The 26,893-nt window shown below is 61.6% G+C and carries 16 protein-coding genes; 4 read left to right on the top strand and 12 right to left on the bottom strand.

Going from position 1 to position 26,893, the window contains the following annotated elements; genetic code table 11:
* Window positions 1–116: 116 nt before the first annotated feature.
* From ACYVNQ_RS32035 to ACYVNQ_RS32015, 5 genes are all read right to left on the bottom strand, one after another.
* Window positions 117–12,764: a filamentous haemagglutinin family protein gene (locus tag ACYVNQ_RS32035; protein ID WP_460908630.1), complete on the bottom strand. Its 12,648-nt coding sequence runs from the start codon at window positions 12,762–12,764 to the stop codon at window positions 117–119.
* A gap of 404 nt (window positions 12,765–13,168) precedes the next feature.
* Window positions 13,169–13,474, bottom strand: coding sequence for a FecR/PupR family sigma factor regulator (locus tag ACYVNQ_RS32030; protein ID WP_460908680.1), 306 nt, complete (start codon window positions 13,472–13,474; stop codon window positions 13,169–13,171).
* 274 nt (window positions 13,475–13,748) lie between these two features.
* Complete coding sequence (locus ACYVNQ_RS32025; RefSeq protein WP_460908628.1) at window positions 13,749–14,762, bottom strand: FecR family protein; 1,014 nt, start codon at window positions 14,760–14,762, stop codon at window positions 13,749–13,751.
* An 11-nt stretch (window positions 14,763–14,773) separates the two neighbouring features.
* Window positions 14,774–15,322: an RNA polymerase sigma factor gene (locus tag ACYVNQ_RS32020; protein WP_460908626.1), complete on the bottom strand. Its 549-nt coding sequence runs from the start codon at window positions 15,320–15,322 to the stop codon at window positions 14,774–14,776.
* Between the two features lie 2 nt (window positions 15,323–15,324).
* A complete protein-coding gene (locus tag ACYVNQ_RS32015) occupies window positions 15,325–16,086 on the bottom strand; it encodes an STN domain-containing protein (RefSeq protein WP_460908624.1) in 762 nt (253 codons plus the stop codon).
* Between the two features lie 222 nt (window positions 16,087–16,308).
* Between ACYVNQ_RS32015 and ACYVNQ_RS32010 the strand changes: the two genes are divergently transcribed.
* Window positions 16,309–17,232, top strand: a complete 924-nt coding sequence (locus tag ACYVNQ_RS32010) for a LysR family transcriptional regulator (protein ID WP_460908622.1) — start codon at window positions 16,309–16,311, stop codon at window positions 17,230–17,232.
* Window positions 17,233–17,321: 89 nt separating this feature from the next.
* On the opposite strand, the gene ACYVNQ_RS32005 is transcribed toward ACYVNQ_RS32010, so the two are convergent.
* The 7 genes from ACYVNQ_RS32005 to ACYVNQ_RS31975 all read right to left on the bottom strand — a co-directional run bounded on the left by ACYVNQ_RS32005 (window position 17,322) and on the right by ACYVNQ_RS31975 (window position 23,510).
* The gene (locus tag ACYVNQ_RS32005) at window positions 17,322–18,242 is read right to left on the bottom strand and encodes an SMP-30/gluconolactonase/LRE family protein (RefSeq protein ID WP_460908620.1); all 921 of its coding nucleotides are present in this window, start codon (window positions 18,240–18,242) and stop codon (window positions 17,322–17,324) included.
* Window positions 18,243–18,332: 90 nt separating this feature from the next.
* Window positions 18,333–19,352: an ABC transporter substrate-binding protein gene (locus tag ACYVNQ_RS32000; protein ID WP_460908618.1), complete on the bottom strand. Its 1,020-nt coding sequence runs from the start codon at window positions 19,350–19,352 to the stop codon at window positions 18,333–18,335.
* Window positions 19,353–19,421: 69 nt separating this feature from the next.
* The gene (locus ACYVNQ_RS31995; RefSeq protein ID WP_460908616.1) at window positions 19,422–20,186 is read right to left on the bottom strand and encodes an SDR family NAD(P)-dependent oxidoreductase; all 765 of its coding nucleotides are present in this window, start codon (window positions 20,184–20,186) and stop codon (window positions 19,422–19,424) included.
* A gap of 64 nt (window positions 20,187–20,250) precedes the next feature.
* Window positions 20,251–21,057: an ABC transporter permease gene (locus tag ACYVNQ_RS31990; protein WP_460908614.1), complete on the bottom strand. Its 807-nt coding sequence runs from the start codon at window positions 21,055–21,057 to the stop codon at window positions 20,251–20,253.
* The gene (locus ACYVNQ_RS31985) at window positions 21,038–21,910 is read right to left on the bottom strand and encodes an ABC transporter ATP-binding protein (protein ID WP_460908612.1); all 873 of its coding nucleotides are present in this window, start codon (window positions 21,908–21,910) and stop codon (window positions 21,038–21,040) included. The genes ACYVNQ_RS31990 and ACYVNQ_RS31985 overlap by 20 nt, the downstream gene beginning before the upstream one ends.
* Before the next feature lie 215 nt (window positions 21,911–22,125).
* On the bottom strand, window positions 22,126–22,815 hold the full coding sequence (locus tag ACYVNQ_RS31980) for an MBL fold metallo-hydrolase (RefSeq protein ID WP_460908610.1): 690 nt from the start codon (window positions 22,813–22,815) through the stop codon (window positions 22,126–22,128).
* Window positions 22,812–23,510 (bottom strand): GntR family transcriptional regulator, encoded by a 699-nt coding sequence (locus ACYVNQ_RS31975; RefSeq protein WP_460908608.1) that lies wholly within the window; start codon window positions 23,508–23,510, stop codon window positions 22,812–22,814. Before ACYVNQ_RS31975 ends, ACYVNQ_RS31980 begins: the two co-directional genes overlap by 4 nt.
* Window positions 23,511–23,766: 256 nt before the next feature.
* Here ACYVNQ_RS31975 and pcaD point away from each other — a divergent pair, with 256 nt between their 5' ends.
* Genes pcaD through ACYVNQ_RS31960 form a run of 3 tightly spaced genes read left to right on the top strand, consistent with a single transcriptional unit; the run spans window position 23,767 to window position 26,892 of the window.
* Entirely contained in the window at window positions 23,767–24,567 is an 801-nt protein-coding gene (pcaD, locus tag ACYVNQ_RS31970) for a 3-oxoadipate enol-lactonase (RefSeq protein ID WP_460908606.1), read from the top strand.
* A 29-nt stretch (window positions 24,568–24,596) separates the two neighbouring features.
* On the top strand, window positions 24,597–25,355 hold the full coding sequence (locus ACYVNQ_RS31965; RefSeq protein ID WP_460908604.1) for an SDR family NAD(P)-dependent oxidoreductase: 759 nt from the start codon (window positions 24,597–24,599) through the stop codon (window positions 25,353–25,355).
* Window positions 25,348–26,892: a sugar ABC transporter ATP-binding protein gene (locus tag ACYVNQ_RS31960; protein ID WP_460908602.1), complete on the top strand. Its 1,545-nt coding sequence runs from the start codon at window positions 25,348–25,350 to the stop codon at window positions 26,890–26,892. Before ACYVNQ_RS31965 ends, ACYVNQ_RS31960 begins: the two co-directional genes overlap by 8 nt.
* The last annotated feature ends 1 nt before the right edge of the window (window position 26,893 follow it).

Raw genomic sequence — 26,893 nt, 5'->3', positions numbered from 1 at the left:
CGCCTACTGCTCGACAGTGGCAACACTACGATCGGTCCGATTGATCCTAGAAGGCGGCTGTGGCAAATGCGTGTCCGAAGGTACGTACAAACTCAAGCTGAGTGCAGCAGTATGGATTAGCCGCCCAACTTGCTTCTCTCCTCCCTGGTCAAATAGGCACGCTGCGCATCGCCGATGCCGCCAAACCCTAAAACGACGATCGAACTCGATGCGTTGTAGCCCACTGATACTGGTTTGCGCTTTTTACGGCTGTCATCGTCATCAGCGTCGCCAAAGCCTTCGACCTGGACACTGATCACCCAGTGCCGCGGTTGCGTTTGCGATGCGTTGTTTCTCGCGAGATTCTGCGCCTGCGCTGTTACACCCGAAGTTGCCGCGCTCGCAGCCGTCAACGCACCGGTGTCGACTGACGCAGCGACCGGAATACCCGTCGACTGCCCTTGTACCTGAATGTTCGCAGCGTTCAACACCGCAATAGCGGCAACATTCAGATTGCCCGAAACGCGAATACCTGCAGCGCCTGCATCGATAAAGCCTCGTGGCGCAAGCAGATTGGCATCGCCGGGCGGCGCGCCTGCGATGGTCTGCAGCGTGCCGATACCTGCGCCAGTTACTTCGCCCTTCGCGTCCAGAGCACAGAAGTGGTTGACATCGCAAACGTAGAGTGGCGGCGGAATATCTGCCACGGTCGTCGAACCTTGGCCCGCGTTGATGTTGCCGTTCGAGCTCCAGATCGTGATGTCGCCGCCCTGTTCGGTAAATACGCGGCTTTGCGCGAGCAACAAGCTTTGATCAGTGAAGACATTGATGTTGCCCTGCTCGAGAGTCAAAACGCCCATTGTTCCGGGGCCCGCGATAACTATCCCCCCACTCACAATCGCGGGCGGTGCCGACGAGCTCCCGACTAGCGCCTGCCCTCCAGGTCCGAGGATCGAGACGTTACCGCCTTGCTGCGTCTGAATGGTCGAACTTCGAATATCGAGGTCACCCGTATGAACTGGCGCGTTCGAACCGTTGGTGCCGCCGCCCAGGCTATTAGCGGTATAGCCCAGCGACGCAGGAAACAGCGTGTTGATTGCCGTGAACCCGCGAGCATACTGACTGAAAAATGGGCTCGCCGGATTATTGAAGTCGTTGCCGACATCCGTAAGCACGCTAAAGAAAACCTGCTCCACAAACAGCTGTTGCACGGATTTTGGCAACGCCTTGAACTGTGACCATGCCTCGCCTGCTGTCAGTACGACCTTGGGCGGCGCATCAACCGCGAGGCCGGTATCGACACCCTGCCCCTCGTCATACTGCTGCATGAAATTAATCAATGCGCCTGTCTGGCTCGGTACCCCCATCGCATTGGCGGTATCGGGATCGATGTAGCTGGAAATAAACGCCTCATCGTCAATGCCCGGACCGACACCAAACAACACCTGCACGTTGGCGCTCTTGTGCGGCAAGTTCGGGTTGTTGGCATTCCCTATCGCATCAATACCGGTAAGAGTATCGCTCGTCGCATTGCTGGCGGTGGTGAGCGGCCCAATGTTGCGCCCGGCCTCTACATCGAACGTTCCTGGCCCACCCAGCACGAGACCTGGCGCGACCAGCCCACCTCCGAACGGTGAGTCGAAGATGTCGCGTCCCGCGATCACGCTGGTCACATCGTCATCGCGTAAATTCTGTCCCTGGAACACGAGATTCTCGATGTCCTGCCCAGCCCGAACGACCGCAGGTTTATCGACGGTCACGCTGACGAGGCGACCGATGAATTCTCTACCGCCTGACGTGGACGGAATGACAACTCCGTCCGTGATGCTGCCGTTCAGGCTATAGATTCGCGCTGGTATGAGGTCGCCACCATGCAGTGCGGTATTGTCGTGGCCGCCCTGCTCATTGTTAGCCGCACCATTTGGCTGAAGCGGCGACGGCTGGTTCGCAGGATTCGCATCCGACATCCCGAAGGTCGTGACGCTGAAGTCGCTTTGATCGGAAATATTGATCGATTGTCCGGCGATCAAACTCAGTTCACCGGTCGGCGATGGCGCCAACGTACCGCCCGACGCAACGGTGATTCCACCGGTGAAGGCGGTAAGCTCGAGAGACGCGGGCAACGAGCTGCTGCTCGGTAGGCCCTCGACACTGCCTACGGTGCCGAACTGTACATCGCCAGTCGTCGACTGAATGGTTAATGCGGACGCAGTGGAGTACGACTGCAACGGAGATGGATCCGACACGCCACCAATGTTTGCTCCGAGACGGGCGCTGACGTTCAGCGTACCGTCTTGTGTCGCCAGAAGCGTTGCAATGGGCACCGCGCCGAGAGACGTCGAGGACAGGCTGAAGTCCGGCGCAATCTGGCCACCAGCGGTCATCACTCCATTCCCACGTGCGACGAAGTAGTCTCCGCTCAGAATGTCTGCGCCTGCCGCCACAATCAGGTTGCCCCCTCCGACAACATTGAAGGTAGTTGGACTATCCAGGTACCACGTCGTCGGCAGCGAAACCGCAAGGTCTCTGATATTGCCTCCGGCCGACACCGATACATTGCCGCCGACACTCATGACGCCTTGATCAAAGGCACCGAAATTGATGGATGACTGGCCGGACGCATTGGCCGCGCTAGAGGAACTTAGCCACTGACTCCAGAACTGGCTCGCATTTTGTCCATTTGCATTTGTGACGTTTTCGATGCCCGTAATGTCGTTCTGTGCTTGAATCGATACATTGCCGGCAGCTTCGGGGTTCACTGCGGGCGTCAACAAAGTGTCCTTGGTATTTGGAATACCCGGCGCCCCGTTTCCGACGATAGTCGTGTCATCTCCACTAATCGCGCCTGATTCTGGAGTACCGGCTGCATAAATCACCGCAGGCGCGGTCGTATCCTGCAACGTTACATTATTGGCAGCAGCGATTTCGATTGAACCAACACCGGTGCGGATCGTGGTTGGTGCCAGCAGTGTCAAGCCGTTGGTGTCCACGTACGCGAAATGGCCGTCGACAGTTACGCTCCCCGTGCTATCCGTCTGGAACATCGATGCCGCCTGGAGCGCTAACGGATTAGCACTGGAGACGTTAGCACCGGCGACGATGCGAAACGACGAACTTGCACCGGCATTGAGGGACGCCTGCTGCAGCGGTAAGCCATTGGACGATGTCGAGACAGGAGACGGCGAGTTGTCGGTCGGTATGGTCCCGACCGTAGTCGTTCCGCTCTGAATCAGCGCAGTCAAGATAACCGGTGGTGCTACCGGCTTCACAACTTGATACGGGTCCCCACCATGGGTGAGGATCCACGTAGCCAGTTGACCAATGTACTTTTCGTAGTCGCTCAGATAGATCGGGTAAAGATTGGGATTGTCGAGCTCTTGCGCTGCCGTTGGCGCAGTTTCTGTGAAAATGGGCTGCCCCGCCACAGGCGCATTATTGAAGTGTCCAGCACGCGCACCTTGGGCTATCACTACGTTTTTCCCAGCAGACGTCAAAAACGTCAGATATTCCTGGTAAAGCCCATAGTATTGCTGTATTTCCTGGGACGCTTCGCCTGCATTCACTGGGTCATTGAAGGCTGGATTATTGGCTAATGCAGGAGGCGTAAGTGCGTTATGCCAGAAGAACTTATTCTGGTATGCCACGCTATAGTACCCATTGTTGTAGCCATCAATCGCGTCGTAGTAGAACGCCGTGTATGTCTGAGCGGCCGTCTGAGGCGCGGGTGCCGTCACCGTAATAACCTGAAGCGGCGGCGCAGTCGGATTCGAAATCTGGAAGAACCCGTCCGACAGGCTGGCGTCCACCTGAACGTTATTGACGGCCCGGAACGTAATCACTGGCGCCTGGCCGTTAAAGCGGAACGACAGATCGGTCGGCGAAGAACCCGCTCCAAGATTCCAGTTGCTCAGGATGGAAATATTGCCGTCGTTGATCGCCGTGCTCGGATTGTCGAGGTCAATGCCCGGTGTAACCTTGAGGTTCGCAACGTTCGAGTTCGCAAACTGCGTCGCAACCCCAGTCTCGCCGTTCTCCACAAAACCCATCAACGTACCGGGCGTGGTCGTCGTCGAGCCATCGGAGTTTGTCGTCGTGACGCTGCCGTAGAACTGTTGATGATCTGCATTGGCAGAGGTCGGCACGAAGAAGTCGTTTTCGAGATCGGTCTGGATCTGATCGGCCGTTGCCGTGGTCGTGGTTCCATTGCTGGTGAAGGTACCCAGCGAGCCATTCGGACCCGCGGTATATGTAATTGCGTTGCCGCTCTGGTCGGTAAACGTGCCGGACACGAGCAGCTGGTACGGACTGTCTATCGGCTGGCCGGCAATCGGCGCACTGAAGTAGCCGGCCGGATCGACCACGCTATCGAAATGCTGTGCGCCGGTGGTCGCATCGGTGGTGCTCCACACCGCATACGCTTCCATATTGACGGCCCGCGCGCCGGTAATGCCGGCGTTCGGCCCGGTCATATCGAGATCGACGTTGACGTAGCGGCCGCCATTGGTCGCACCGTCGCTTAGCAGTGGAGCACGAAGGTTGATTACACCGCCCATCAAACCATCGCTGATCAGCGTCGCGATACCGCCGCCGGAGACGTCAATGTGCGCGTTATTGCCCAACCTGATTCGTCCGGAGTCGGCGAGGTCCACGTTCTCATAGCCGTACTGCGCGTTGTACGTACCCGTCGGGGTTCCGGACGTGCCGATGTTGATCGTCCCGCCTAGTTGCGTCGAGTTCGGATTGATCGTGGATCCTGTCAGATAGGCATCCGAGCCCTCGGCGAGCAAGGTGCCCTCGACATCCACACCACTGCGACCATACAGATCGATAGTGCCGCCTTGTGCGCCGCCGGACGCGGTCGCGACACCATTCGCGTTGATCGTTCCGTTGATGTTCACATTGCCGTTGGCCGTATCGGATGCATTGCCAGCGCCGCCGTCGGCGGTCAACGACACGTTCAAGGCGGTCAGCGTGTTACCCGCAGACAGCGTCAGATTGCCCGCACCGGTTTCGACATTGATCGATTTCGTTACACCACTCGAGGCGAGCACCTTTGACAAGCCGTCGAGATCGACTGCCCCACCGGTATCCAGAGAGAACGAGCCGCCTGCAAAGCCGGAAGCCGCGTTGCCCTTGATGGTGCCGCCAAGATTTACCACCTGTTGTGGCGCGGACAGGTTCAAGCTGCCCGCCGCTCCGCCGCCTTGCGCGCCGGAGAAGTCGACTGTCGAGCCCGCGGCCAGATTGACGCTGCCTGCGTCCGCGGTCAGCGTGATCGAACCTGCCGGTGCGTATTCGGTGACGTCGAAGAACTGCTTCGATACGCCAGCGGAACTGATCAACGCTCCGCTTGCGACATTGAGATCGCCGGTTGTGGCTTCAAGGCTCACATTGCCAGCCGGAGCGGCGATGGTCGCTCCATTGTCGTTGAGCGTACCGCCGGCAAAACTGATCGCCCCACCTACAGGGTTCAGCGCAAGCGCCGTCCCTGCCGCGGCGTTCAGGTTCAGCACACCAGTGGTCTTGATGGTTTGCGACGAGCCCGTATCGGCGAGGAACACAGGCGCATTCAGCGTAAGCGGCACGGCTCCGAAATCGAACGTGCCGGTGCCTTGTCCGACAATGCCGGCCGTAGCATTCATGGTCACCGCACCAAAGCCATTGACGGTGCGATTACCGCTGCCCAGATCAATTTCGCTTGCGTTGACGGTAAGGCTGCCGGAGCCGCTGGTCGAGGCCGGCACCGGCGCGCCCATCTCATTGGTGAACGCGACTTCGTTTGCGTTGATGACAGTCGAACCACCGTCGCTCACGAAAGTACCGGCGCTCAGATCGACGTTCTTGCCGAATGTCACATCGACATTGCCGTCGAAATTCATTGCACCGGCACTGCGCAAGATCACGTTCTGCGCATTAGCCAATTGCGCGAGTTGCGTGGCACCGACCACGAAACCCGGTAGCGCGGCTGCAGCTGCACCCGTCTGGTCCGTGAAGGTGATCGCGGAACCGTCCACCGCAATCGTATTGCCTGACAGCGTAGCTGCCGGATCGAAGGTGAGGTTGCCTGAAGAGTCCAGAGTCAGCGCTTGCCCGCCTGTGAGTGCGGCGCCAGCACCGACAGTCAATACGCCGGTGCCGCTCGTATCGAGACGCGTCACGACCGACGGCCCGCCATTGGAGACGCTCAACAGCGCTCCATCACCGGATACCGCTGTGGCTCCCGTTGTGCTGTCGGCGTTTTGTCCAATTGTGATTGGCAGATCTTTCGCTGCAGGGTACGAGCCCTTTGCCGCAATGACACTTCCCGGATCCACTTGCAGGTTGTTCGACGAGACCAGAATGATCTCGGGACCCGTCAACGGATTTGCCGCGTCGTTGGATACGACCACATTGGTCGCAACCGGATCGATCGTAATGCCGCTCGACGTCTGCGTACGTATGCCGCCGATCAGCAGACTGCCTGCGTCGAGCGCGTTGAGCTGATCCGAGCTGATCTGCAGATAGCCTGGCAACGCGGTTTCGCCGTTGCCGACAATCTGAATGTTTTGCGATGCGATATCGACCTCGGCCGGCGCGCCGCCGGGAGCCGCCGCCGTATCGAGCGTCGCGCCCAACTGCAGGCCTTTGCTTGCGGCGAGCACCAGTTGTCCTGCGTCCATCGGCAACGGCGGTGTGACGTTCCCAGAGTGGGCAGCCAGTTGCGGGAAGAATGCGTTTGCGTTGGTCGTGGTGTACTGCGAGTACTGCTGCCAGACGGCGCCGGACTGCACGTTGAAGAGCGTCGGCGTGGCGCTGCGGCTGCCGTTCAGCGAATTCCCCATGTAACCCGCTACCACCACCGTTCCATCGGACAAGGTCTGGCTCGAACCCGCCGCTACCGCTCCGGGGGTGCTGGACACCGTAACCCGATATGCGCCAGGCAAAGTCGCGTATTTCGCCGGCAGCAACGTGTAGTAGCCGGCTGCGAGCCCCGGCACACCCGAAAGATAAACGGACTGACCCACTGCACCGTCAAGCGCGGAATGCCCCACTCCAATGCTGTCCGTCGTGGTGCTTACGCTTCCATTCGCATTGGTCGATGGTTGGACTGTTTGCGCGAACACAGGATCGTACGCGGCAACCGGTGTCTGTTTGCCGGGCAGAATCGCGTAGATGTTAGACGCGCCGATGTTGGTCGGAACCGCGACACCGCTCGGTGTCGTGGCGAAACTGACGTTGTATTGCGACAGCACATCGCGCGTGCCGCCCGTGCCTTGCACCCACTCCTCGGCTTGCAGGTTGCCGCCGCCGGAGAGGTCGACTGTCGCGCCCTGGTTGAGCGACACGGTGCTGCCGTTCAAGCTCACGAATTTGGCAGGCGGCCCGGTCAGATCGGGAGCGGCCTGAAAATTGGGCACAGGGTTAAATTGCCACTCGACACCATCGACGGTGGTACCGAATGGAACGACAGTATTGTCCAGCGAAACCGAAGTCACACTGCCGCTACCCAACGCAACCGAGTTGGTTGCAACGAGCGGCAACGAGTTGAATTGTGTCTGCGTGCCCGCATCGCTCGTGTCGCCGACACCGAAGATCAGGCTGCCTGAAGGCGCTCTTACGGTACCTGATTGCACGATATCGGTCGCATCGACCAGCAGCGTGCCACCCGCTGACAGCGGTACGCCCGATGAACCGTTCGACAGGAACGTGACCGTTGTCGGGGCGGGGTTACCGGTGCTTGCGTCGGTCAGCCCAACCGCGTCGATGATAAAGGTGCTGCCTGTTGACGGATAGACGTCCGCTGCCTGGAAGGTCAGATTGCCCCGCGTAAACAGTTCGCCGGGAGTAAGAGCGTTGCTGCTGTCCGCCACTGCGTTCGTCGACGTCAGCCGGATGTCGCCGCTGCTGACGAAATTTGCCTGACCGAAGTTGTTTAGCTGAAGCTGATTCTCAAGATCGATAAACGATGCATGAACGTTAAAGGTTGCGTCCGAGGCCATTTCCGCCGGTGACAGCGCTATCGGTTTGCCATTGGCGAATTGTGGGCCAACAAGAGCGACATAAGGTGCATCGATAGAAACCGTCGTTCCGATGGATGCGGGTTGATTCGAAAGCAAGTCCGATAGCGACTGCGGCGCAGTGCTGGTCGAGGCTCCTTGCCCCGCAAACAGTTTGGAAGCCTGGTCGCTGCTCAGCGCGACAAGCTGCCCGGTATTGATCTCAACTGAAGCCGGCAACTCCAGGGCGACGTTACCAGCAAATGCGACAGGCGTCGGCGCAGTGCCGGCAAGCGAGCCGTTTCCGATTATGAGGGTTGAAATTCCGGATCCACTCAACGTATCAACCGAAAACTCGTTCACACCGCCTGACACCTGCTGCGTCGATACATTGCTTACGGTCGCCGTATATCCGCCAGGAATCACCTGCCCTGGCGCCAGACCAGCGGGAACGAGATCGCCACTTTGCTGCAACAGCACTAACTTTGCGCCGGGGCTGGCCAATTGCGTGCCGTCCGCCTGCGCCACTGTGACCGGCGACTGCAGCTCCGTAATCGTCAGTGTCCCGCCTTGTGCCTGCGCTGCGCCGGGCTTGCCCAGCAGCGTACCGTCAAAGAGCAGACCGTCCGACACGCCCAGCGTAATCGAGCCTGCGTCGCTCCACACCTGCTGCGCGACATACCGGCCGCCCGCTTGCAGTTCGTCGAGTGTCCCGGTTGCGCCAGATACGTTAACGACTGCGCCCTTTTCTGCGATCACATAGCCGGTATCATCGGAGAGGGTGATCGAGCCTCCCGGCAGAATCTTGCCGGTGTTGGGGACGACACTCTGTACGCCTTCGCGCACCGGAGCGGCAAGTGGATCGGTCAGCGTTACGCCTGCAACGTCGAGCACGGCATTGGAACCTAGCCAAACGGACTTGCTCGCGGATGTATATCCCCCAAACCCGGCGTCGCCACTAATTTCCTGCCCCGGCAATGCAAATGCGCCGCCCGTTGAGTCCGCGCTCAACGTGATCGAACCGCCCGGAGCGATGATGGAACCCAACACGGTGACTTGAGCGGGTGAGCCAATGCCGATGTTCGCTCCAGCGTCCGCAACAATCGATGCACCTGCGCCGACAGTGACGCCACCCGTCACGCCCGCGGCGGAATAGTCCGGCCTTCCCGTAGCCGATTGCCATGCAAGATATCCACCTGCCGTCATCTCGAGATCGGTCGCCTGACGATGGAACGGATCGACGGTGCCAACCGTCGTCAGCCCGGCAGCAGAGATGTCAGAGCCGGTCGGTGCGGCCTGCAATGCGACAGCATCTGGAATGAGGTTGTGCTGCGTCACTGCGATCGTCGCACCGGGTGCGACGTTGATGTCGTACATGGCGTTGAGCACATACTTGCCGAAACCTTGCTGCGCGAAAAAGCTGGCAGGAAGGTAGAGATCCCAAGCGGGCGTTGTGCTCGGATCGCCGCCGAGCTGGAAGCCAAGCGCCTGCAGCGTCAGCGTTCCCCCACCAGAAAAGCCGAAGCTGCGGATCGTGCCATCCATCTCGATCTGGCCGGCCATTGGCTGCCCTGCTGGCAGGAGGGGACCGCGCTCCGAGCCGAATGGATTGGTCGTGTTGCCCGCATAAGTGATCAACGACAGGCTGCCCGCGGTGCCTTCGGCGATGCCGTTCTGCATCAGCATCTGGCCGTTTGCCTGTACTTCGCCGCCGCTCGACACATCGAGCAGGCTGCCCGGCTGCAAGATGATTGACCCCGTCGTGTCCGTCGGTTGCCCGCTGACTGCCGAGCCCGTCAGGGTGGTCGACAGCGAAATGCTGCCGCCATTGATGAATTCGCTACTGCCCAGCGCGGTGTCTGCAGCCGTCTGCGTATCATTATTGACCCATTGCCCGGCCACGCTAATAACGGCGTCGCTGCCAACTACGATCCCGCCACCGCCAAGCCCACTACCGCTCGAAATCGAAACCGTTCCCGACGGAGCAACCAGCGAGCCCTGTACATTCACTGGGCCATTAGGGCTGGAAAGCTTGATCGAGCCGCCCGGCTGCACGGCGAGCTGAGTGCCGGCAGCGACGACGATGCCAGCACCCTTGGCGTTATCTTCCGAAATGCTCACGTTGGAGAAACCGCCGTCATTCAACATGCCGACCGGCACGACGGTTGTCGCGAACAGGTTATTCGGGTCGGTGCTGGAAAGCGAGCCGAGCGATGCGGCGGTGAGCGGCGTGTCGGCGGAAAAGCCCGGCAGGAGGTCGCTTAACTGTGGCGCAGTGTCCTGCAGGATCACCGTTCCGGACTCGCCCGTCACTGTACTGGACGCGCCCTGTGTGAGCGCCGACAAGGACGTCTGCGTGGCAGCAGCAGGATTGGCGCCGAGATTGAACGTACCGCCGATCGGCTGGTCGTTGCCCTGCACCTGCTTGGAGCCGCCGAACGCCTGGCCCGTGATGCTGCCGTCGAGCACCATGGTCTGCGATGCGAACACGTTCAGCGTGCCCGCGTTGCCGCCGACTATGTAGTCACCCTCGTAAACGCCGGCGGAAAGTAACGGGTCAAGGTAGGTGAGCCTGACACCCCAACGCGGGTGATTGTCGACGAATTGCCCAGCGATACCCACATAGTTGTCGTATGGGCTTGCCTGACCGATCGGCACAATCGCCCCGTTCGCATCGACGAGGCGCGTGGTGTTCACCATACCGCCCAGGTAGTGAACATAACCGCCATTCAGGTTCAGCGACGATCCGCTGGCGGTCATCACTTCATTGCCGGACAGCGTTATCGATCCACCGTTCGTCAGTAGCTGATCGATCGTGCGGGGAATCAGGCTCACTGCACCCGCGAGGTTCAGGATCGGACTGCCCACCCACGGTAGCCCGTCGGCGTTCGTGCCCGACAGCGTGCTGTCCACGATCACGCCTTTCAGGCCATTCAGGAAACTGTCGCGCAACAGCGGCGAATTGGCGAGATCGTTCGCGTTGATCGTTCCAACGTCCAGCAGGATGGCCGAAATGGGCAGTTCGACGTTCGCCAGGCCGGAAACGTCGATGGTCGCACCGTTGTCGACGTAAATGCGCCCCTGGATCGCCGTGTCGCCTGGCGGGGCGTGTGTGACCGATGGTGTCAATGCGGCGATGGAAACCTTGGAGCCCGGCGCTTCAACCAGTGAGCCGCTCTGAAACCACACCGAACCAGCGGTCATCGTAATGCTGCCGGGCGAAAAGGTCGTCTGCCCCGGCGATGACGTGGCAGACGCGCCGTCGGCATCCGGCAACACCGTAGTGACCGATCCTTCTCCGATAGTCAGTGCGCCCGCGCGATTCGTCGCGATACCTCCGGTCCCGACGTCCCATTGCACCGGTCCAATGCCCTTCCCGACATAAGCGGCGCCCGTCGGCGTATTGGCGATGTTTTCGTCCACCGTCGAGATCTGGATGTTGCCCGGCGTGTTGACGTCTGTCGTTACGCCCACCACGCCATTTTGCGCAACACTGCTGCCGAGCAGATTGATGTTGCCTCGCTGCGCCTGAATGATGCCGGTGTTGATCAGTGTGCCGGCCGGCGTGATGTCCGTGCTATCCGCACCCAGCCCAACGCGGCCGGTCAGCTCAGGCTGAAGCAGCTGAGGGGTGCTGCTATTCGGTATCAGGCTCACACCCACACCGGCTGCAAGCACCACCTGCCCTGTCGGCGCCACCGTAATGTCGCCACCGTTAGTCACGTTGGGCGCCGCAATTACGACGAATCCGCCGTTGCTGACGTTGCCTTGCGCTGCTGTCGTGATCAGTGCGCCCGGTTCGATCGTAATGTCGCCCGGCGTCTGTAACTGGCTCGTAGACGAAACCGATACGACGTTGCCCAGCCCGAGAATTTCCGTCGGGCCGCCATTTCCATTCGGTACCGTCGACGAAGTCCCGGCCTCCACCGCCGCCAGGCCACCATTCAAAAACGCCTGATTACTCGCGACGATATCCGTCGCGCTTTGCGTCATCGGCCCACCAGCGTCGAGCTGATCCTTGTAGTCATTCAGATTCAACAAATCCAGCGACGAAGCCACCAGCGAATGCACATTAACCTGCGACCCGGCACCAAACAGAATGCCATTGCGGTTAATCACCAGCACCGTCCCCTGCGCATTCACCTTGCCAAGAATCTGGCTAGGCGCCCCGGTCGGATCCTGAATCCGGTTCAACACCACCCAGTTATTCGCGCCGTTGACCTGCGTCCCACCCGACTGATCGAAATTGAGCGTGGTCTGTTTACCAACGTTCATCGTCTGCCACGTCAGCACCGCATTCGCGCCGTTCTGCTTGACGTCCACATCGACGGTACCGTTTGGATTCACCGTCTGCGTAGGCAGATTCGCGTTGTACCAAAGGTTCGCGTTATTCGTATCCGCAGTCACCCCCGGCGCAACCTGCAAGCCCCCCGGCGTCAACCCATTAGGCACATTCGAAGGCGCCGCCAACCCAGCCGCGGCAGCAGCCTGCTGCGCCGCTATCTGCTGCGCGATACCACGCGCCGCAGCCGCCAGATTGCGAATCGAAGGCTGGCTGGCCTGCAACGCCTGCTGCGGCGAAACCCCCATGCCCAGATTTGCCGGACCAGGCCTGCCCGCCACCCCACCCTGCGCCGCACCCGCGCGGTTCGACACATTCCCCAGGTTCGTCATCCCCGCATGCGCGTGGCTCATCGCGCCCGTTGCCAGCATCACCGCGATTGCCTGGCAAACCGGCCGCAATATCGGTGCAGCCGGCCGCGCCGACTTGTCGACATGCGTTGACCGTATGAGTGTTTGAGCGCTCATGAACAACATCCCCTGTGGCAATCGATTTAAACAACGTTGTTGAATGGTGTGTAACGTCTGGCGCGTGTGGACTTAGGCAGCCTCTGTGCGGCCCGTCCATCGGCATCAGGAGAGAAGATCTCTCACACCTTCCAAAACGTGCTGAATTGCGTGATACCGCATAGTTTTTTATGACGGTGGATTTCGGCAGTACATCGCACATCCACTCGCGAACATCGTCACGAAACCGACATCGATGCACGCCGTATCGCAGCGCTTTACAGGAGGGCGGTTTCGAACGAAACGCCTTATCGTAGGGAAGGAAAATGGCAGTACGCCGACAGTCCTGCTCGCCGCAATGCGCAACGGATAACTGAATGTCGACGCGTGAATATCGTCGACCGCAGCAGCAAGCAAACCGCCCGCTAATCTCGCTTTATGACAGGACGTGCAGCACGGCAAGCCCAACGATGACAGAACCGTGACGGTCCGCTCGGCAGCAGCCGGCAACAAGAAAAATCGCGTTCACGATGCCGCATCGCTACGACAGCCGGCGACGCGTACAACGTTTCGTCGCCTAGCACGCTCCATAGCGCAGCCAGCTCACGCACGGCCTGTTCGTGTTCGCTGCCTTGCGTACGCCATTGCTGAAAACTGTGTGCATCCGCAAGCGTCGCTTCTCCCGATCTCAATCGGACCAACCACGTAATCGCGCTTGTTTCGGAAGCCATACAATCGGCATCATTCGGCTTCCGGCTGAACTTCCCCGTTGGCGTACTCATCGCAGTTCCCCTCGCCCGTGGGAACATCGCGGCAGCGGGCGTAACGGTGTGGCTTCCCGCCTCGTTATGCACCGGCCATGCAATGACGATGGTCACTGCGCGACGGCATGACACAAAGACCACTTGTTCACGGGCTTCTATTGTCTTTAACGGGTGGCTTGCGCGAATACCGCACGCGCGCGCGGTTTCACGTTGACGCGCACGTGCGGCTATGCGGTGGCGATCAGCTGAGCAGCACGATCTTGCCGGGCAGCTCGGTGGCTTGAGCGCCGGAGTATTTGCAGATCATCGCGATCGCATCGTCGAGGTTGGCGATGGCGAATTGCGCCTGCACATTCATGCGCCGGAGTTGCGCATTGCGCAAAATCAGCTTGCCGGGCCGGTAGCGATTGATTTCGTCGACCACCGTCTGCAGCGGCACGCCGTTGAACACCAGCTTGCCGCGGCGCCATGCGGTAACGCCGTTGATATCGACGTCCTCGACGGGGCGCACGCTGCGTGTGTCATATACCAGTTGCTGGTTTGCGTTCAGCGTCATGCGTCGCTGCGGATGCTCGAGCGTCAGCGAGCCCGACACGCAAGTGACACACACTTCGTCGCCCACGCGCCGCACGTCGAAGCGCGCAACTTGCGCCTGCAGCCGGCCGGGTCCCGCCACCACCGTGACCGGACGCAGCGGATCGACCCGTCCGGCACCGGGCGCGGCCGCAACGATTTCGGCCTCGCCGGCGACGAGTTCGATGCTGTGCTGCGTGGAGGGGTCGGTCTGTGCGTGCAGCAGGTTGATGCGGGTCTGCGTGTTCATATCGACCACGACCCGCTCGGACAGTGCCACCTGACGTTGTTCGCCGGTGCCGGTGCGGAAGTCGGCTGCGTAGTCGCCCAGCGCGGGCCATAGTTGCAGCGGCGGGCGCACGGCCAGCCACGTTGCGCCCGCTGCCACGGCGAAGCCGACAAAGGCGCGCCGCCCCTGGCGCACGCGCCGCTGCCGCGCGAACTGCGCGGCGCTCGAGCGGCCTTCCAGCGCATCTTCCGCGGTGAGTTCGGCCATCACGTCGCCAAGCGCGCTCCACGTCTCGCTCAGCTGACGTACTTCGCTGGCGTGCGCAGGGCTTTCCGCGCACCACGCGCGGAAAGCCTCGGCATCGTCCTGGGTCGCGCGGCCCGAGCGCATGCGGATCAGCCACGCGCGGGCGCGGGCCTCGATCGCTGCATGCGCATCATCAGCTTTGCTCATCGTGATGGTATTCAAAATTTTCGCCGCCCTTTGGTATTGCCCACGTCTTCAGCGGCCATCTCGCGCATACGCGCATTGCAATATTGCAGCGCGTAGCTTAATTCCTTTTCAACCAGGCGCAGGGAAATGCCTAGCCGCGCGGCAATTTCCCGGTTCAGTTCGCCGTCTACCCGTGCTGCCCGCAAGATTTCGCGTTGACGCGCTGACAGACCGCGCACCACCACCTTCAGTTCCGCAACCTTGCGCCGCGCTGCGACGATCCGCTCCGGATCGGCCAGTTCGTCCTGCACCTCGAACATCTCGTCGACTTCGCCATCGGTCAGATGACGTTGCTCGCGCCGGTATTGATCGATGGCGACATTCTTCGCCATGCGCATCAGATACGCCTCGTTGACCGCGGGCCCGCGGGCGTCGGGCATCGCTTCGAGGCGTAGCCAGGTTTCCTGCAGCGCGTCGGCCGCATTTTCCTTCGAACCGACCATTCGTTCCAGCCGCTTGCACAAGATGGCATAGCGGGAAACGAACAGCGTCTTCAGGTAGGCGCGGGTGCTTTCCGCCATGCTTATCCCCCTCGCCCATCAGGTTGGCTACATTCGGCGGCCGCGCTGTCTTGTTGCGGACGCAACAGGATCGTTACCGGTTGCTGCAACGCAGGCGGCGGCGCAGCATCCAGCACGAGGCCGCGCAGTGCACCGCTGATCGCTGCATCGCGTGCCGCGGTACCGGTCGATTCGAGCAGTTGAGGCGCCACCACGGCGCCCCTCGCGTCGATATGAAATTGCAGCAGCAGCCGGTAGCTGCCCGGGCGCGTTTGTGCGGAACGGCACAGCGCCTCGGCAAGGCGTACCTGGATCATCGCCGCGTACGACTGGTAGTCGTTGCCTGCCACCACGGCGCCGGCAATCGGCGGCGCGGCGTCCAGGCCGGTGCCTTCGGGCGCCGTGACGGGCGCCGGCGCCGCGGCCGGCGGCGTGGCTGCAGGCAACAGCACCGCGGAATTCTCGCTGATAAAGCTTGCCTGCAGGCCGGTTCCGTCAAGCAGACGCTGCAACGCTTCGCGTGGCGAAAAGTCGCCGTCGAGCGGCGCACTGACACGGCCGTCGAGCACGTTGCTGCCGGCCAGCACCGACAGGTCAGTCATGCTTCCCAACGCCTGCAGCGCGGCCGCAAGCGGCTGTGCGGGCAGCGCGAAATGAATCGCGCCCGAAGCAGTACGGTTCGCCCGCCCCGTATCCTGGGCTTGGGAGCTACGTATCACCAGTGCGAAAAGCATGATGTACGCAGCCAACGCCAGAATATGGGTCGATGGCCGTCTGCCTGTCATGAAGGAAAGCCGAATGTAGGATTGCGATGCCGCGTCGCATCGACGGCATCGTGAAGGAAGCCAGATGATAGAAACCTAGTATGACAAACGAGTGTCACAATTCCGGCATTGGTTTTTCGGCCGCGCAACGCGGTTTATGATCGCCAACGGGCGGCGCGGTCCGCCACCCGCTTAACCGAAGCTGTCGGAACCCTTCATTCGCGCCCACGCGGCAGGGACGCCATGCGCTTTGATCTGTTGTCACTGAAGCTGTTCGTCGCGGCCTGCGAGCATTGCAACATCGCGCGCGCGGCCGAGGCCTGCAATATCGCGCCTTCTGCGCTCAGCAAGCGGCTGTCGCAACTCGAAGAGGCGCTCGGCACAACGCTCTTCATGCGCAGCAACAAGGGGCTGGAGCTGACTACCGCGGCGCACGCGTTCCTGCAGCATGCCCGCGTGATTCTGCGCGACCTCGCGCAGATGGAAAGCGAAATGCTCGGCCAGGGCAACGGCACGCGCGGCCAGATCCGCATGCATGCGAGCGTGTCCGCGATCGTGCAGTACATCGCCACCGATATTCGCGAATTCCTGCGCCTGCATCCGCATGTGAGTATCGACTTGCAGGAGAGCCTGAGTCCTGAAGTGGTGCGTGCGGTGTCCGACAACGTCGCCGATCTCGGCGTGTTTGGCGGTGTCGAGTTTGTGCCGGATTTGCAGGTGTTTCCGTATCACAGCGACCGGCTCGTCGTGATCATGCCCAACGACCATGTGCTAAGCCGCGCGCAGCGGCTGAAGTTCCGCGAGGTGGCGGAGCACGACCTGGTCGGGCCGCAGCAAGGCAGCTATCTGAATGCGCTGGTGCTGAAGGCCGCGGCCGATCTCGGGCAGCCGCTGCGCTTCCGGATCCGCGTGAATGGGTTCGAGCCGGCCTGCAGTATGGTCGAGGCGCGGCTTGGCATTGCGCTGGTGCCTGAACATCATGCGGCGCGCTATGTCGCGGCGGCACCGCTGGTTGCTGTGCCGCTAGACGAGAAATGGGCGGAGCGGCACTGGAACGTCTGCGTGCGCGATATAGATTCGGCGCCGATGGCCGTGCGGTTGTTGATCAGGCATCTGACGGCGCCGCGTGAAGCGGCTGCACGTGAGGCGCTTGCGGTGTCGGGGTAGCACGCGCGGCGCAGCTGACAGTGGGCCGCGCGCAATTGCGTGCTGCGTGCTGCGTGCTGCGTGCTGCGGGCTGCGGGCTGCGGGCTGCGTTATGAATACGCGAGGCGCAGACCCGGCTCCGGCCAATCCAACGTGACCAGCTGCCCCGTGCCGGACATCGTGACATAGGCCGTCTTCAGGTCCGCACCGCCGAAGCATATGTTGGTCACCATCGGGTCCGGAAACATCACCTGGCGCAGCACCTTGCCTTCAGGCGCAATCACCGTGATGCATCCTGTGACCAGCGTCGCGACGCAAATATTGCCGTGCGCATCGACCGCCATGCTGTCAAAGCGCTGATACCCGGGCAACCCGCAAACGAGCCGTCCACCATGCGGCGATGGAGACGGATGCTTGCGCGCACGGCCCGGCGCCTCCAGATCGAATGCCCACAGCCGCGCCGTTTCCGTCTCCGATACGTAGACCACCGATTCGTCGGGTGACAGTCCGACGCCGTTCGCGGTGATCAGCGGATACGCAACTTCGACAATCAGCGAGCCATCCGCGCGCGCATAGTAAAGCGCGCCATGATCGCGATCTCGCGCGCGGTTCTTGCCCAGGTCGGTGAAGTAAAAGCCGCCGTGGCTATCGAATACGATATCGTTCGGCCCGCATAACGGAAAATCGCCGCAACGGTCGTACAGCGTTTTAAGCTCGCCCGTACGCGGATCGAAGCGCTCGATGCGACCGCTCGTGTAGTTCGGGTGCACGCCCGCGCGCGTGCGGTTGAAACCGCCGACAGTCTGAAAAAGAAAACCACCGTTATTGCACACATAAAACGCGCCATCGGGGCCGACCGCCATACCGTTCGGTCCACCACCGGTCTCGATCAACACACCGACAGTGCCGTCGGCTTTGACAAGACTGATCGTCTCACGCTGGATTTCGACCAGCGCAACCGAGCCGTCAGGCAACGCAACGGGCCCTTCCGGAAACTTCAAGCCACTCGCAACGACACGATAGTCCTGCATCTGCTCTCCTTTTCTGAATGGCCCTGTGCAATGCGCTGCGGGCAATGCACTGCATAGCTGGATGCACGCGCAACCCACCCACATGAAAAATCAATGTTTCGCAGCCGCTTTCTGCGCAAAGCTGTTGTCATAGGTCGCGTGCAAATCGATCTGCGCCGTCGCCACCGACGGATCGAATGCGGCCAGCACCGCCCGCACAGTCTGCGGCGCATCGCTTGCCAGCAGGCCGTCTTTCGACAGACAGCCGCGCATCTTCGAAAACGCCTTGACGAACACCGCCTTGTCCGCCACCTTGTATTGCGCGGGCACCGCATCCGCTACCTGGTCGGGCGTCGCCTGCGCGAGCCACTGCTCGGCCTGCACGATCGCATTCGTGATTGCCTGCACGGTAGCCGGATGCTGCGCGACAAACTCTTTCGTCGAATACACCGCAGCTTCCGGATAGTCGCCACCCAATGCGGCGCGCGTGCCGGCTTCGTCGCGCATTTGCACGAGCGGCACCATATCGCCACTATCCTCGAGTACGGTTGCGACTGGATCGTTGGTCATCAACGCATCCACCTGGCCGTTGCGCGCCGCCGCGATCGCGCCTGAAGACGAACCGACACCGATGATCACTACATCCTCGGGCTTCAGCTTCGACTTGCTGAGCAGGTAGTCGACGCCCATATGAAAACTCGAGCCAGGCGAACTCACTCCAACCCGCTTGCCTTTCAGATCGGCGAACGATTTGATCTTGTCGTGGCTCGTTTTGGCCACGCCGAACACGAACCCCGGGCAATCGGCCTGTGTAACGAACGACACTAGATGCTGGCCCTTCGCGGCCATCGTGATGGTGTTCGAATACGCGCCGGCTACGACGTCCGCGCTGCCGCCGAGTAGCGCCTGCAATGCCTTCGCGCCACCGCTATAAACACCGATATCGACATGCAAGCCCTGTTGCGCAAAATACCCGCGGCTGCTGGCAATAACGAACGGCAGATACGGCAAGCCGACACCGGCGGCCGCCAGATGAATATCGCGCTTCTCTGGCGCAGCGGCTTGCCCATGCGACACAACCGGGAACAGCAGGCTCATGAGTAATGCGATTGCTGCGCCTGAGCGTTTCATGGCGTCGGCGTCTCCTTATAGATCGTTATCGGAATGATCGGCTGCATGCGCCGCGTGCCGTTGCAGCGCTCAATAAGTCGCGCGTCCGCCGGACAGATCGAACACCGCACCGGTCGTGAACGAGTTCTCTTCGCTAACCAGCCATGCAATCATCGCCGCAGCTTCGTCGAGTTCGAGAAAACGGCCGCGCGGAATCTTGCCGAGCATGTAGCTGATGTGCTCCGGCGCCTGCTGCATCGCGCCTGGCGTGCGCGCCACCGCGGGCGTGACGCAGTTGACCGCAATATCGTGGCTCGCAAGCTCTTTGCCGAGCGACTTGGTCATCGCGATTACCGCGGCCTTGGCTGCGCTGTACGCGGCCGCGTTCGGATTGCCCTCCTTGCCGGCAATCGATGCGACATTCACGATGCGCCCATAGCGCTGCGAGGTCATGACCGGCGCAACTGCACGGCAGCAGTGGAAGGTACCGTTCACGTCGACGTCGATGACCTGGTGCCAGTCGTGCAGCGGGTACTCGGCAAGCGTGGCGTTAGGACCGACAATCGCCGCGTTATTCACCAGAATGTCGATGCGCCCCAATGCGCGCAGCGTGCCGCTAACAGCTGCTTCGACGCTTTGATAACTGGCGATGTCGGCCTGCTCCGTGTGCACGTCCGCGTTGTGTGCGTGCTGCAACTCCTGCTTTGCATGCGCCAGCTTCGCGGCGTCGATGTCCCAGATCACGAGCCGCGCGCCCGATTCAAGCAGCCGCGCGCCGACTGCAAAGCCGATGCCTTGTGCGCCGCCCGTCACCACGGCGACGCGGCCGGAAAGATCGATAGAATTTTTCTGCAAGAGCGCTTCCTTGTCGAAGAGTTGACCAACGATGGGTGCCGATATGCGCGCGCTTCGATTCGCCTTAAGCGCTGGCGTCGACGGTTTGGCCGCCACCCGGTTGCCAGCGCAGCACACGCTCCTCGAGCAGCGACACGCTGATATCAAGCACGAGCGCGAACAGCGTAAGCAACAAAATGCCCGCGATCACCGAATCGATATCGAAGTTGCCTTCAGCAAGCAGGATCAGATAGCCGATGCCTTTCTCCGAGCCGAGATACTCGCCGACCACGCTGCCGACGAACGCAATGCCGATGGCGTTATGCAGACTCGAGAAAACCCAGCTCATCGCCGAAGGCAGATACACATGCCACATCAGCTGGCGCGGATTCGCGCCCAGCATGCGCGTGTTCGACAACACTGCCGGGCTCACTTCGCGCACGCCCTGAAACACGTTGAAAAACACCACGAAGAACACCAGCGTGACGCCAAGCGCGACCTTCGACCAGATGCCAAGCCCAAACCACAACGCGAAAATCGGCGCAAAGATCAGCCGTGGCATCGAGTTGAGTGCCTTGATAAACGGATCCGCGACAATCGCCAGAAACGGATTGAGTGCGAGCCATAAACCACACGCGAGCCCGAGTACGGTGCCGATCACAAACGCGAGCAGCGTCTCGACGAGCGTCGTGTACAGATGCACGAATACCGATCCCGATATGAACCAGTTCACGATGCGTTGAAACACGCCGGCTGGGTCGCCAAAGAAAAACGGCGAGATCCATTTGCGGCTGGTCAGCAGCCACCACAGGAACAGCGCACTGGCCAACACGGCAATGCGCGTGCCTTGCACAGCTACCTTGCTGCGCGGATCAAACACGGGCGTGCGCATAGCTTTTCAGCACCTCGGTTTTCAGCACGTCCCAGATTTGCGCGTGCAGTTGCAGGAAGCGCTGCGTCATACGGATTTCGGCAACGTCGCGCGGCCTCGGCAGATCGATCGAAAACTCGGCGACTGGATGCGTCGCTGGCCCTGCCGACATCACGACAACGCGGTCGGACAGCGAAATCGCTTCCTCCAGATCATGCGTGACGAACACGATCGACTTGCGATCCAGCGACCATAGCCGCAGCAACTCGCCTTCCATCAAATGGCGCGTCTGAATGTCGAGCGCGCTGAACGGCTCGTCCATCAACAGGATGCGTGGATTCAGCGCAAGTGCCTGCGCAAGGCCCGCGCGTTTGCGCATGCCGCCGGAAAGCTGATGCGGATACTTGCGGCCATGTCCATCGAGGCCCACACGCACCAGCCAGTCGCGTGCCTGCGCACGCGCTGCGTCCTTGCGCATGCCGTGAAACAGCAGGCCGGCGGCGATGTTGTCTTCGGTGGTCTTCCACGGCATCAGCGCGTCGACCTGGAACAGATACGACGCCTGGCGGTTCAAGCCGTCTTTTAACGGCGTGCCGAACACGCTCAGCGTGCCCTTCGACGGCCGGATCAGACCAGCGGCAACATTGAGCAGCGTGGACTTGCCGCAACCGGTCGGACCGACGATCGAAAGAAATTCACCATCGCGTACCGCGAGGCTGACGTCGCGCACCGCCGTATAAGTCTCGGCTCGCGCGCTTCTGCCCGGAAACGTACAGGTGACGGAATCGAAGCGCAGCGCCTGAACGCCCTCGAGAGGCGCGAGCGGCTCGATGCCGCGCGGATAAGCCGCTGCTGCATTTGCAATCGCATGCATGGTGCTGTCTCGCTCCGTCAGTCCGATATGCCGGCGCGGCGCGTACTGTTATCGATAACAGCATCATGCCTTAGCCACCGCCGACTGCCTGTTTGTCTCCATCATGCAATGGGACGTGGCGTATGTTCGTGGTGTTTCGGCAGGGCACCATCGCGAAACGCGATGGTGGGAGACGAGCGGTTACATGCAAGCCGCAACCGCAGCAATTGAAAGGCTCAGCGCACCAGCAGTTCGAACGGAGCGGGATCTTCCCAGCAGAATGCGCCGTCCGGCTGGCGGATCAGTTCCGGGAAATGGCCCGGCACGATGCGGTCGGCCCGTTCGAGAATCCGTTGAATCGTGCGCGTGCCGATGTCGACTTCGTCGAACGCCATATCGCAGCGCTTCAGAATGGCTTCCTTCGCATACTTGATCGCGTCGCCGGCGATGATCACGCGGCCGCGATCGGCGGTCTCGAGTTCAAGGCCGTAGCAACCGGGCGTATGCCCCGGCGCCGGAAAGAAATTGACGCCATGATCGAGTTGCCCTTCGCCCTTCAGAAACTCGACTTTCGACTTGGACAACTGCTCGCGAATGCCCCACGGCATCAGCAGATCTTCCGGGTGCGGATGCGCCGCGTATTCCCACTCGCGCTCGCTCACCACAAAGCGTGCATGCGGAAACAGATCGATGTTGTGCGCATGATCGAAATGCAGATGCGACAGGAACACGGTCTTGATATCGGATGGCGCAATGCCGCGCTCGCGCAGCGCCTTCAGCAGGCCGAGCCGCGATATGTAGCCGCCAGTATCGAACAACGTCAGCCCGTCCTTGCCGCGAATCAGCGTGACGTTGGCGATGCCGAGAAAATCGTTTTTCAGGCGCAGGTTGTTCCCCTGCACCAGAATTTCGTAAGTCGGGTTCATCCGGTCTCTCGTTCCGGCAGTGGCGAAGCCGCGGCGCTGAAGGCAGCACTGGTGCGATGCGCGTGCCGAAACGCATCGAGCGGCGGCAGGATATGGTCGACGGCGAGCGCTACGAAACCTTCGCGGTCTCCCGTGCGCAACTGTTCGATCATGGTGGCGTGATGCTCGCGCGAATGCGCGAGCAGATGTGGATCGCCAACCCCGTACCAGCGGATCCCGGTAGTCTCGACCCACAGCTTTTCGATCGTATCGGCGAGGTACTGGTTCGGGCAGGTCTTCCAGATGCGCCGGTGAAACGCGTCGTTCAGCACGTTCACCTGCAGCAGGTTGCCCGCATCGAGCTCGCGGCAGTACTCAGCGTGAATCGCTTCGATTTCCTTCAGCGCATCGGGCCGCACCGGCATCGGCACGCGCTGGGCCGCTTCGCGCTGCAGGATCATCCGCACTTCGTAGATCTGCTCGACCTGCGCCAGCGAGAAGTCGCGCACGATCACGCCGCGATTGGGCCGCCGTGTGACCAGCCCCATCCGCTCGAGCTGCACCAGCGCCGCGCGCGACACGTGACGGGACACGCCGAACTGGGCGCTGATCTCCTCTTCGACGAGCCGTTGATGCGGCCGCAGACGGCCAATGATGATGTCCGTCTTGATGCCTTCGATCAGTTGCGCCGCCTGAGCGTCCGTTTTTGTAACCAAGCCCTCTCCCACGAATCTTTGTCCCGCTGCACACGGCGCGTCGAGCTGCCGCTTACAGCCATATGACGCGCATTCTACCGTTCCAGATAGGTGACAGCATTGGCGTTTACCTTGAGAACAAGACGATTGACAAAATTGTCGCCAAAATCGAGACTCGGTCTCGACCGATCCGGCGCGCATCGGCGCTGCTGCATCGAACGCATCACAAAAGCATCGCAAACGCCTTACAAACGCATTGAAAAAAGGACGTGGAGACATGCATCGAACTGCTAGCGCGAACGGCATTCGCACCCGCTACGCGCTAACCGGCAAGACCGGTGCGCCGACCGTCGTGCTAAGCCACGGGCTCGCTGCGGACCTGTCGATGTGGGCGCCCCAGCTCGACACGCTGGGCCGTTCGTTCTCGGTGTTGACCTACGACATCCGCGGTCATGGCGGTACTGATGCGACGCCAGGCGATTACTCGCTCGACCTGCTTGCGCACGACGTGCTCGCGCTGCTCGACACGCTCGGCATCGAGCGCGCGCATTACATCGGTCTTTCGTTAGGCGGCATGGTCGGCCAGCAGCTCGGCGCGTGGCACGGCGAGCGTCTGGCGAGCCTCACGCTGTGCGCCACCACCAGCGACGCGCCGAAAGCCGCATGGGACGCCCGTGTGCGCGAAACACGCACCGACGGCATGGCGGCGATGGTGGAGGCAACCGTCGACCGCTGGGTCACCCCCGAATTCAAGCAGCGCCACCCGGACCTGATCGAACAGATGCGCGCGATGGTGCGCGGCACGTCGCGCGACGGTTATGCAGGCTGTGCCGCGGCGATCCGCGATATGCAACTTGTCGACGTACTCAAGCGCATCGCAGTACCGACGCTCGTCGTAGCCGGCGAAGCCGATACGTCGACGCCGCTGCCGGTGCTCGAACGCATCGCCGCGGCAATCCCGGACGCGCAGTGGCTGCAGGTGCCCGACGCCGCCCACATGCCGACGATGGAGCGCCCCGACCTGTGCAATCCGGCGCTCGAAGATTTCCTGCTCGCGGCATCGCGCCGCGGCCAGTAAGCCCCTTTACCTCGCATCAGGAGTTCCTCATGGCAGGCCGTCTCTCCGGAAAACGCATCATCATCACGGGCGCAATCGGCAACATCGGCAAAGAGGCTGTGCGCAGTTTCGTCGCCGAGGGCGCGCGCGTCGTGATCGGCGATATCGCCGAACAGGCGGGCCGCGCGGTGGCTGAAGAATTCGGCAGCGCGACGCATTTCATCCAGACCGATGTTAGCAGCGAAGCGAGCGTCGCGAATCTGATCGAGCAAGGCGCGCAGTGGCTTGGTGGCCTCGATGTGCTGGCACAGAATGCAGGACTGCAGCGCTCGGGCCCGATCGTCAGTTTCGAGCAAAGCGATTGGGATGCGCTGTTCGCGATCAACGCGCGCGCGCATTTCTTCGGCGCGAAGTATGCGATCCCGCATCTGCGCCGCTCGGGCAAAGGCTCGATCGTCAATATGTCTTCGCTGGCCGGCAAGCGTGGCGGGCCGGGGCTGGTTGCGTATTCGGCATCGAAGGGCGCCGTAGTGGCATTCACCACCGCACTCGCAATGGAACTCGCGCCGGACAACATCCGCGTCAACGCGATCTGCCCGGGTTGGGTCGATACCGCGTTCAATCAACCGGCGATCGACTTCATGGGCGGCAGCGACGTGCAGCAGCAAAAGATTTCCGCACTGGTGCCGCTCGGCCGCCAGGCCAAAGCCGAAGAGATCGCGCCGCTGTTCGTCTATCTCGCGTCGGACGAATCGGCCTATGTGACTGCGCAGTCGTTCGGCATCGACGGCGGTGTCTACAATGGCTGACGCGCTCGCGCCGTCCTCTGCGCCGGCATCTTCGCGCGCCGGCGCGACAAAGATTCTCGACATGAGCGGTATCGCGAAGTCGTACGGCGCGACCGTCGCCGTGCGCCGCGTGTCGTTCGACATCGAGCCCGGTGAGATTCACGCGCTGCTCGGCGAGAACGGTGCGGGCAAGTCGACTGTGGTCAAGGTGCTGTCGGGTATCGTCGCGCCGGACACCGGTACGTTGACACTCGATGGTCAGCCCTATGCGCCCGGCACGCCGATGGCCGCGCGCGCGGCCGGTGTCTCCACCGCGTTTCAGGAACTGAGCCTGCTGCCCAACCTGAGCGTCGCCGAAAACCTGATGCTGCCGCGTCAGGCGAAAGGCGCGGCGGGTCTCGTTTCCGTTTCGCAAAGCCGCGAGCGTGCAGCCTCGATGCTCGCCGAGTACGGTCTCGGTCATATTCATCCTGGCGTGCAGGTGCACGCGCTGTCGCTGGCCGACAAACAACGCATCGAAATCATGCGTGCGGTGGCGCGCAAGCCGCGCTTGCTGGTGCTCGATGAGCCGACTGCTGCACTGTCCGACCCGCAGTGGCTGTTCGACATTCTCGAGCGCATCACCGCCGCCGGCACCGGCGTGCTGTACATCTCGCACCGGCTCTCCGAAGTGCGCCGGCTGTGCCGCCGCGGCACGGTGCTGCGCAATGGCGAAAGCATCGAAACGGTGTCGCTGGCCGGCGTCGAAGATGCGCAGATTTTCAAGCTGATGGTCGGTTCGGCCGCGCGCGATTCGCATGCAGCACGCAGCAGCGCACCAAAAGACACCGCACCCGAAGCACTCGCTGTCACGAAACTCGCGGGCGGCACCGTGCAGGACATTTCGCTGCGCGTCGGCAAGGGTGAGATCGTCGGCGTGGCCGCGCTCGAAGGCCAGGGCCAGCGCGACCTGTTCCGCATGCTCGCAGGCTTGACTCACGCGAGTGCCGGCGAGATTCGCATCGACGGCAAGCCGGTGCGCCTGTCGAACCCCGCAGACGCCGCGAAGGCCGGCATCGGCTTCGTGCCGGAAGAACGCAAGACTGAAGGCATCTTCCTCGGCCTGCAGACCGACACCAACATGACGCTGCCGCTGCTCGGCAAGCTGAGCCGCTTCGGCGTAATCGACCGCGCGCGCGAAACCGCCGCCGTGCTCGAAGAAGCCGGCCGCGTCGATATGGCGAGCCGCTATCTGAAGCTGCGCATCGGCGCGCTATCCGGCGGCAACCAGCAGAAAGCGCTGATCGGCCGCGTGCTGATGTCCGGCGCGCGCCATCTGGTGCTGTTCGATCCGACGCGCGGCGTCGACGTCGGCACCAAGGCGGTGATCTACGACGTGATCCGCAAATTCGTCGCGCAAGGCGGCTCGGCGCTGGTCTATTCGACCGAACTCGCCGAACTGATCCATCTGGTCGACCGCTGCGTCGTGGTGTACCGCGGCAAGGTCGCGGGCGTCGCCGCGGGCGACGACCTGACCGAGCCGCGCCTCGTCGCGCTCGCCGCAGGACACGGAGCCTGAA

This window comes from Paraburkholderia jirisanensis (assembly GCF_054782355.1).
This window is presented reverse-complemented; position numbering and strand designations above follow the sequence as displayed.

Bases quoted from the DNA above. Each gene is read 5' to 3' on its own strand.
- ACYVNQ_RS31960 (WP_460908602.1), top strand. From the start codon at position 25,348: ATGGCTGACGCGCTCGCGCCGTCCTCTGCGCCGGCATCTTCGCGCGCC.
- pcaD (WP_460908606.1), top strand. From the start codon at position 23,767: ATGCATCGAACTGCTAGCGCGAACGGCATTCGCACCCGCTACGCGCTA.
- ACYVNQ_RS32015 (WP_460908624.1), bottom strand. From the start codon at position 16,086: ATGACAGGCAGACGGCCATCGACCCATATTCTGGCGTTGGCTGCGTAC.
- ACYVNQ_RS32005 (WP_460908620.1), bottom strand. From the start codon at position 18,242: ATGCAGGACTATCGTGTCGTTGCGAGTGGCTTGAAGTTTCCGGAAGGG.
- ACYVNQ_RS32020 (WP_460908626.1), bottom strand. From the start codon at position 15,322: ATGGCGGAAAGCACCCGCGCCTACCTGAAGACGCTGTTCGTTTCCCGC.
- ACYVNQ_RS32000 (WP_460908618.1), bottom strand. From the start codon at position 19,352: ATGAAACGCTCAGGCGCAGCAATCGCATTACTCATGAGCCTGCTGTTC.
- ACYVNQ_RS32035 (WP_460908630.1), bottom strand. From the start codon at position 12,764: ATGAGCGCTCAAACACTCATACGGTCAACGCATGTCGACAAGTCGGCG.
- ACYVNQ_RS31990 (WP_460908614.1), bottom strand. From the start codon at position 21,057: ATGCGCACGCCCGTGTTTGATCCGCGCAGCAAGGTAGCTGTGCAAGGC.
- ACYVNQ_RS32030 (WP_460908680.1), bottom strand. From the start codon at position 13,474: ATGGCTTCCGAAACAAGCGCGATTACGTGGTTGGTCCGATTGAGATCG.
- ACYVNQ_RS31985 (WP_460908612.1), bottom strand. From the start codon at position 21,910: ATGCATGCGATTGCAAATGCAGCAGCGGCTTATCCGCGCGGCATCGAG.
- ACYVNQ_RS31980 (WP_460908610.1), bottom strand. From the start codon at position 22,815: ATGAACCCGACTTACGAAATTCTGGTGCAGGGGAACAACCTGCGCCTG.
- ACYVNQ_RS32025 (WP_460908628.1), bottom strand. From the start codon at position 14,762: ATGAGCAAAGCTGATGATGCGCATGCAGCGATCGAGGCCCGCGCCCGC.
- ACYVNQ_RS32010 (WP_460908622.1), top strand. From the start codon at position 16,309: ATGCGCTTTGATCTGTTGTCACTGAAGCTGTTCGTCGCGGCCTGCGAG.
- ACYVNQ_RS31965 (WP_460908604.1), top strand. From the start codon at position 24,597: ATGGCAGGCCGTCTCTCCGGAAAACGCATCATCATCACGGGCGCAATC.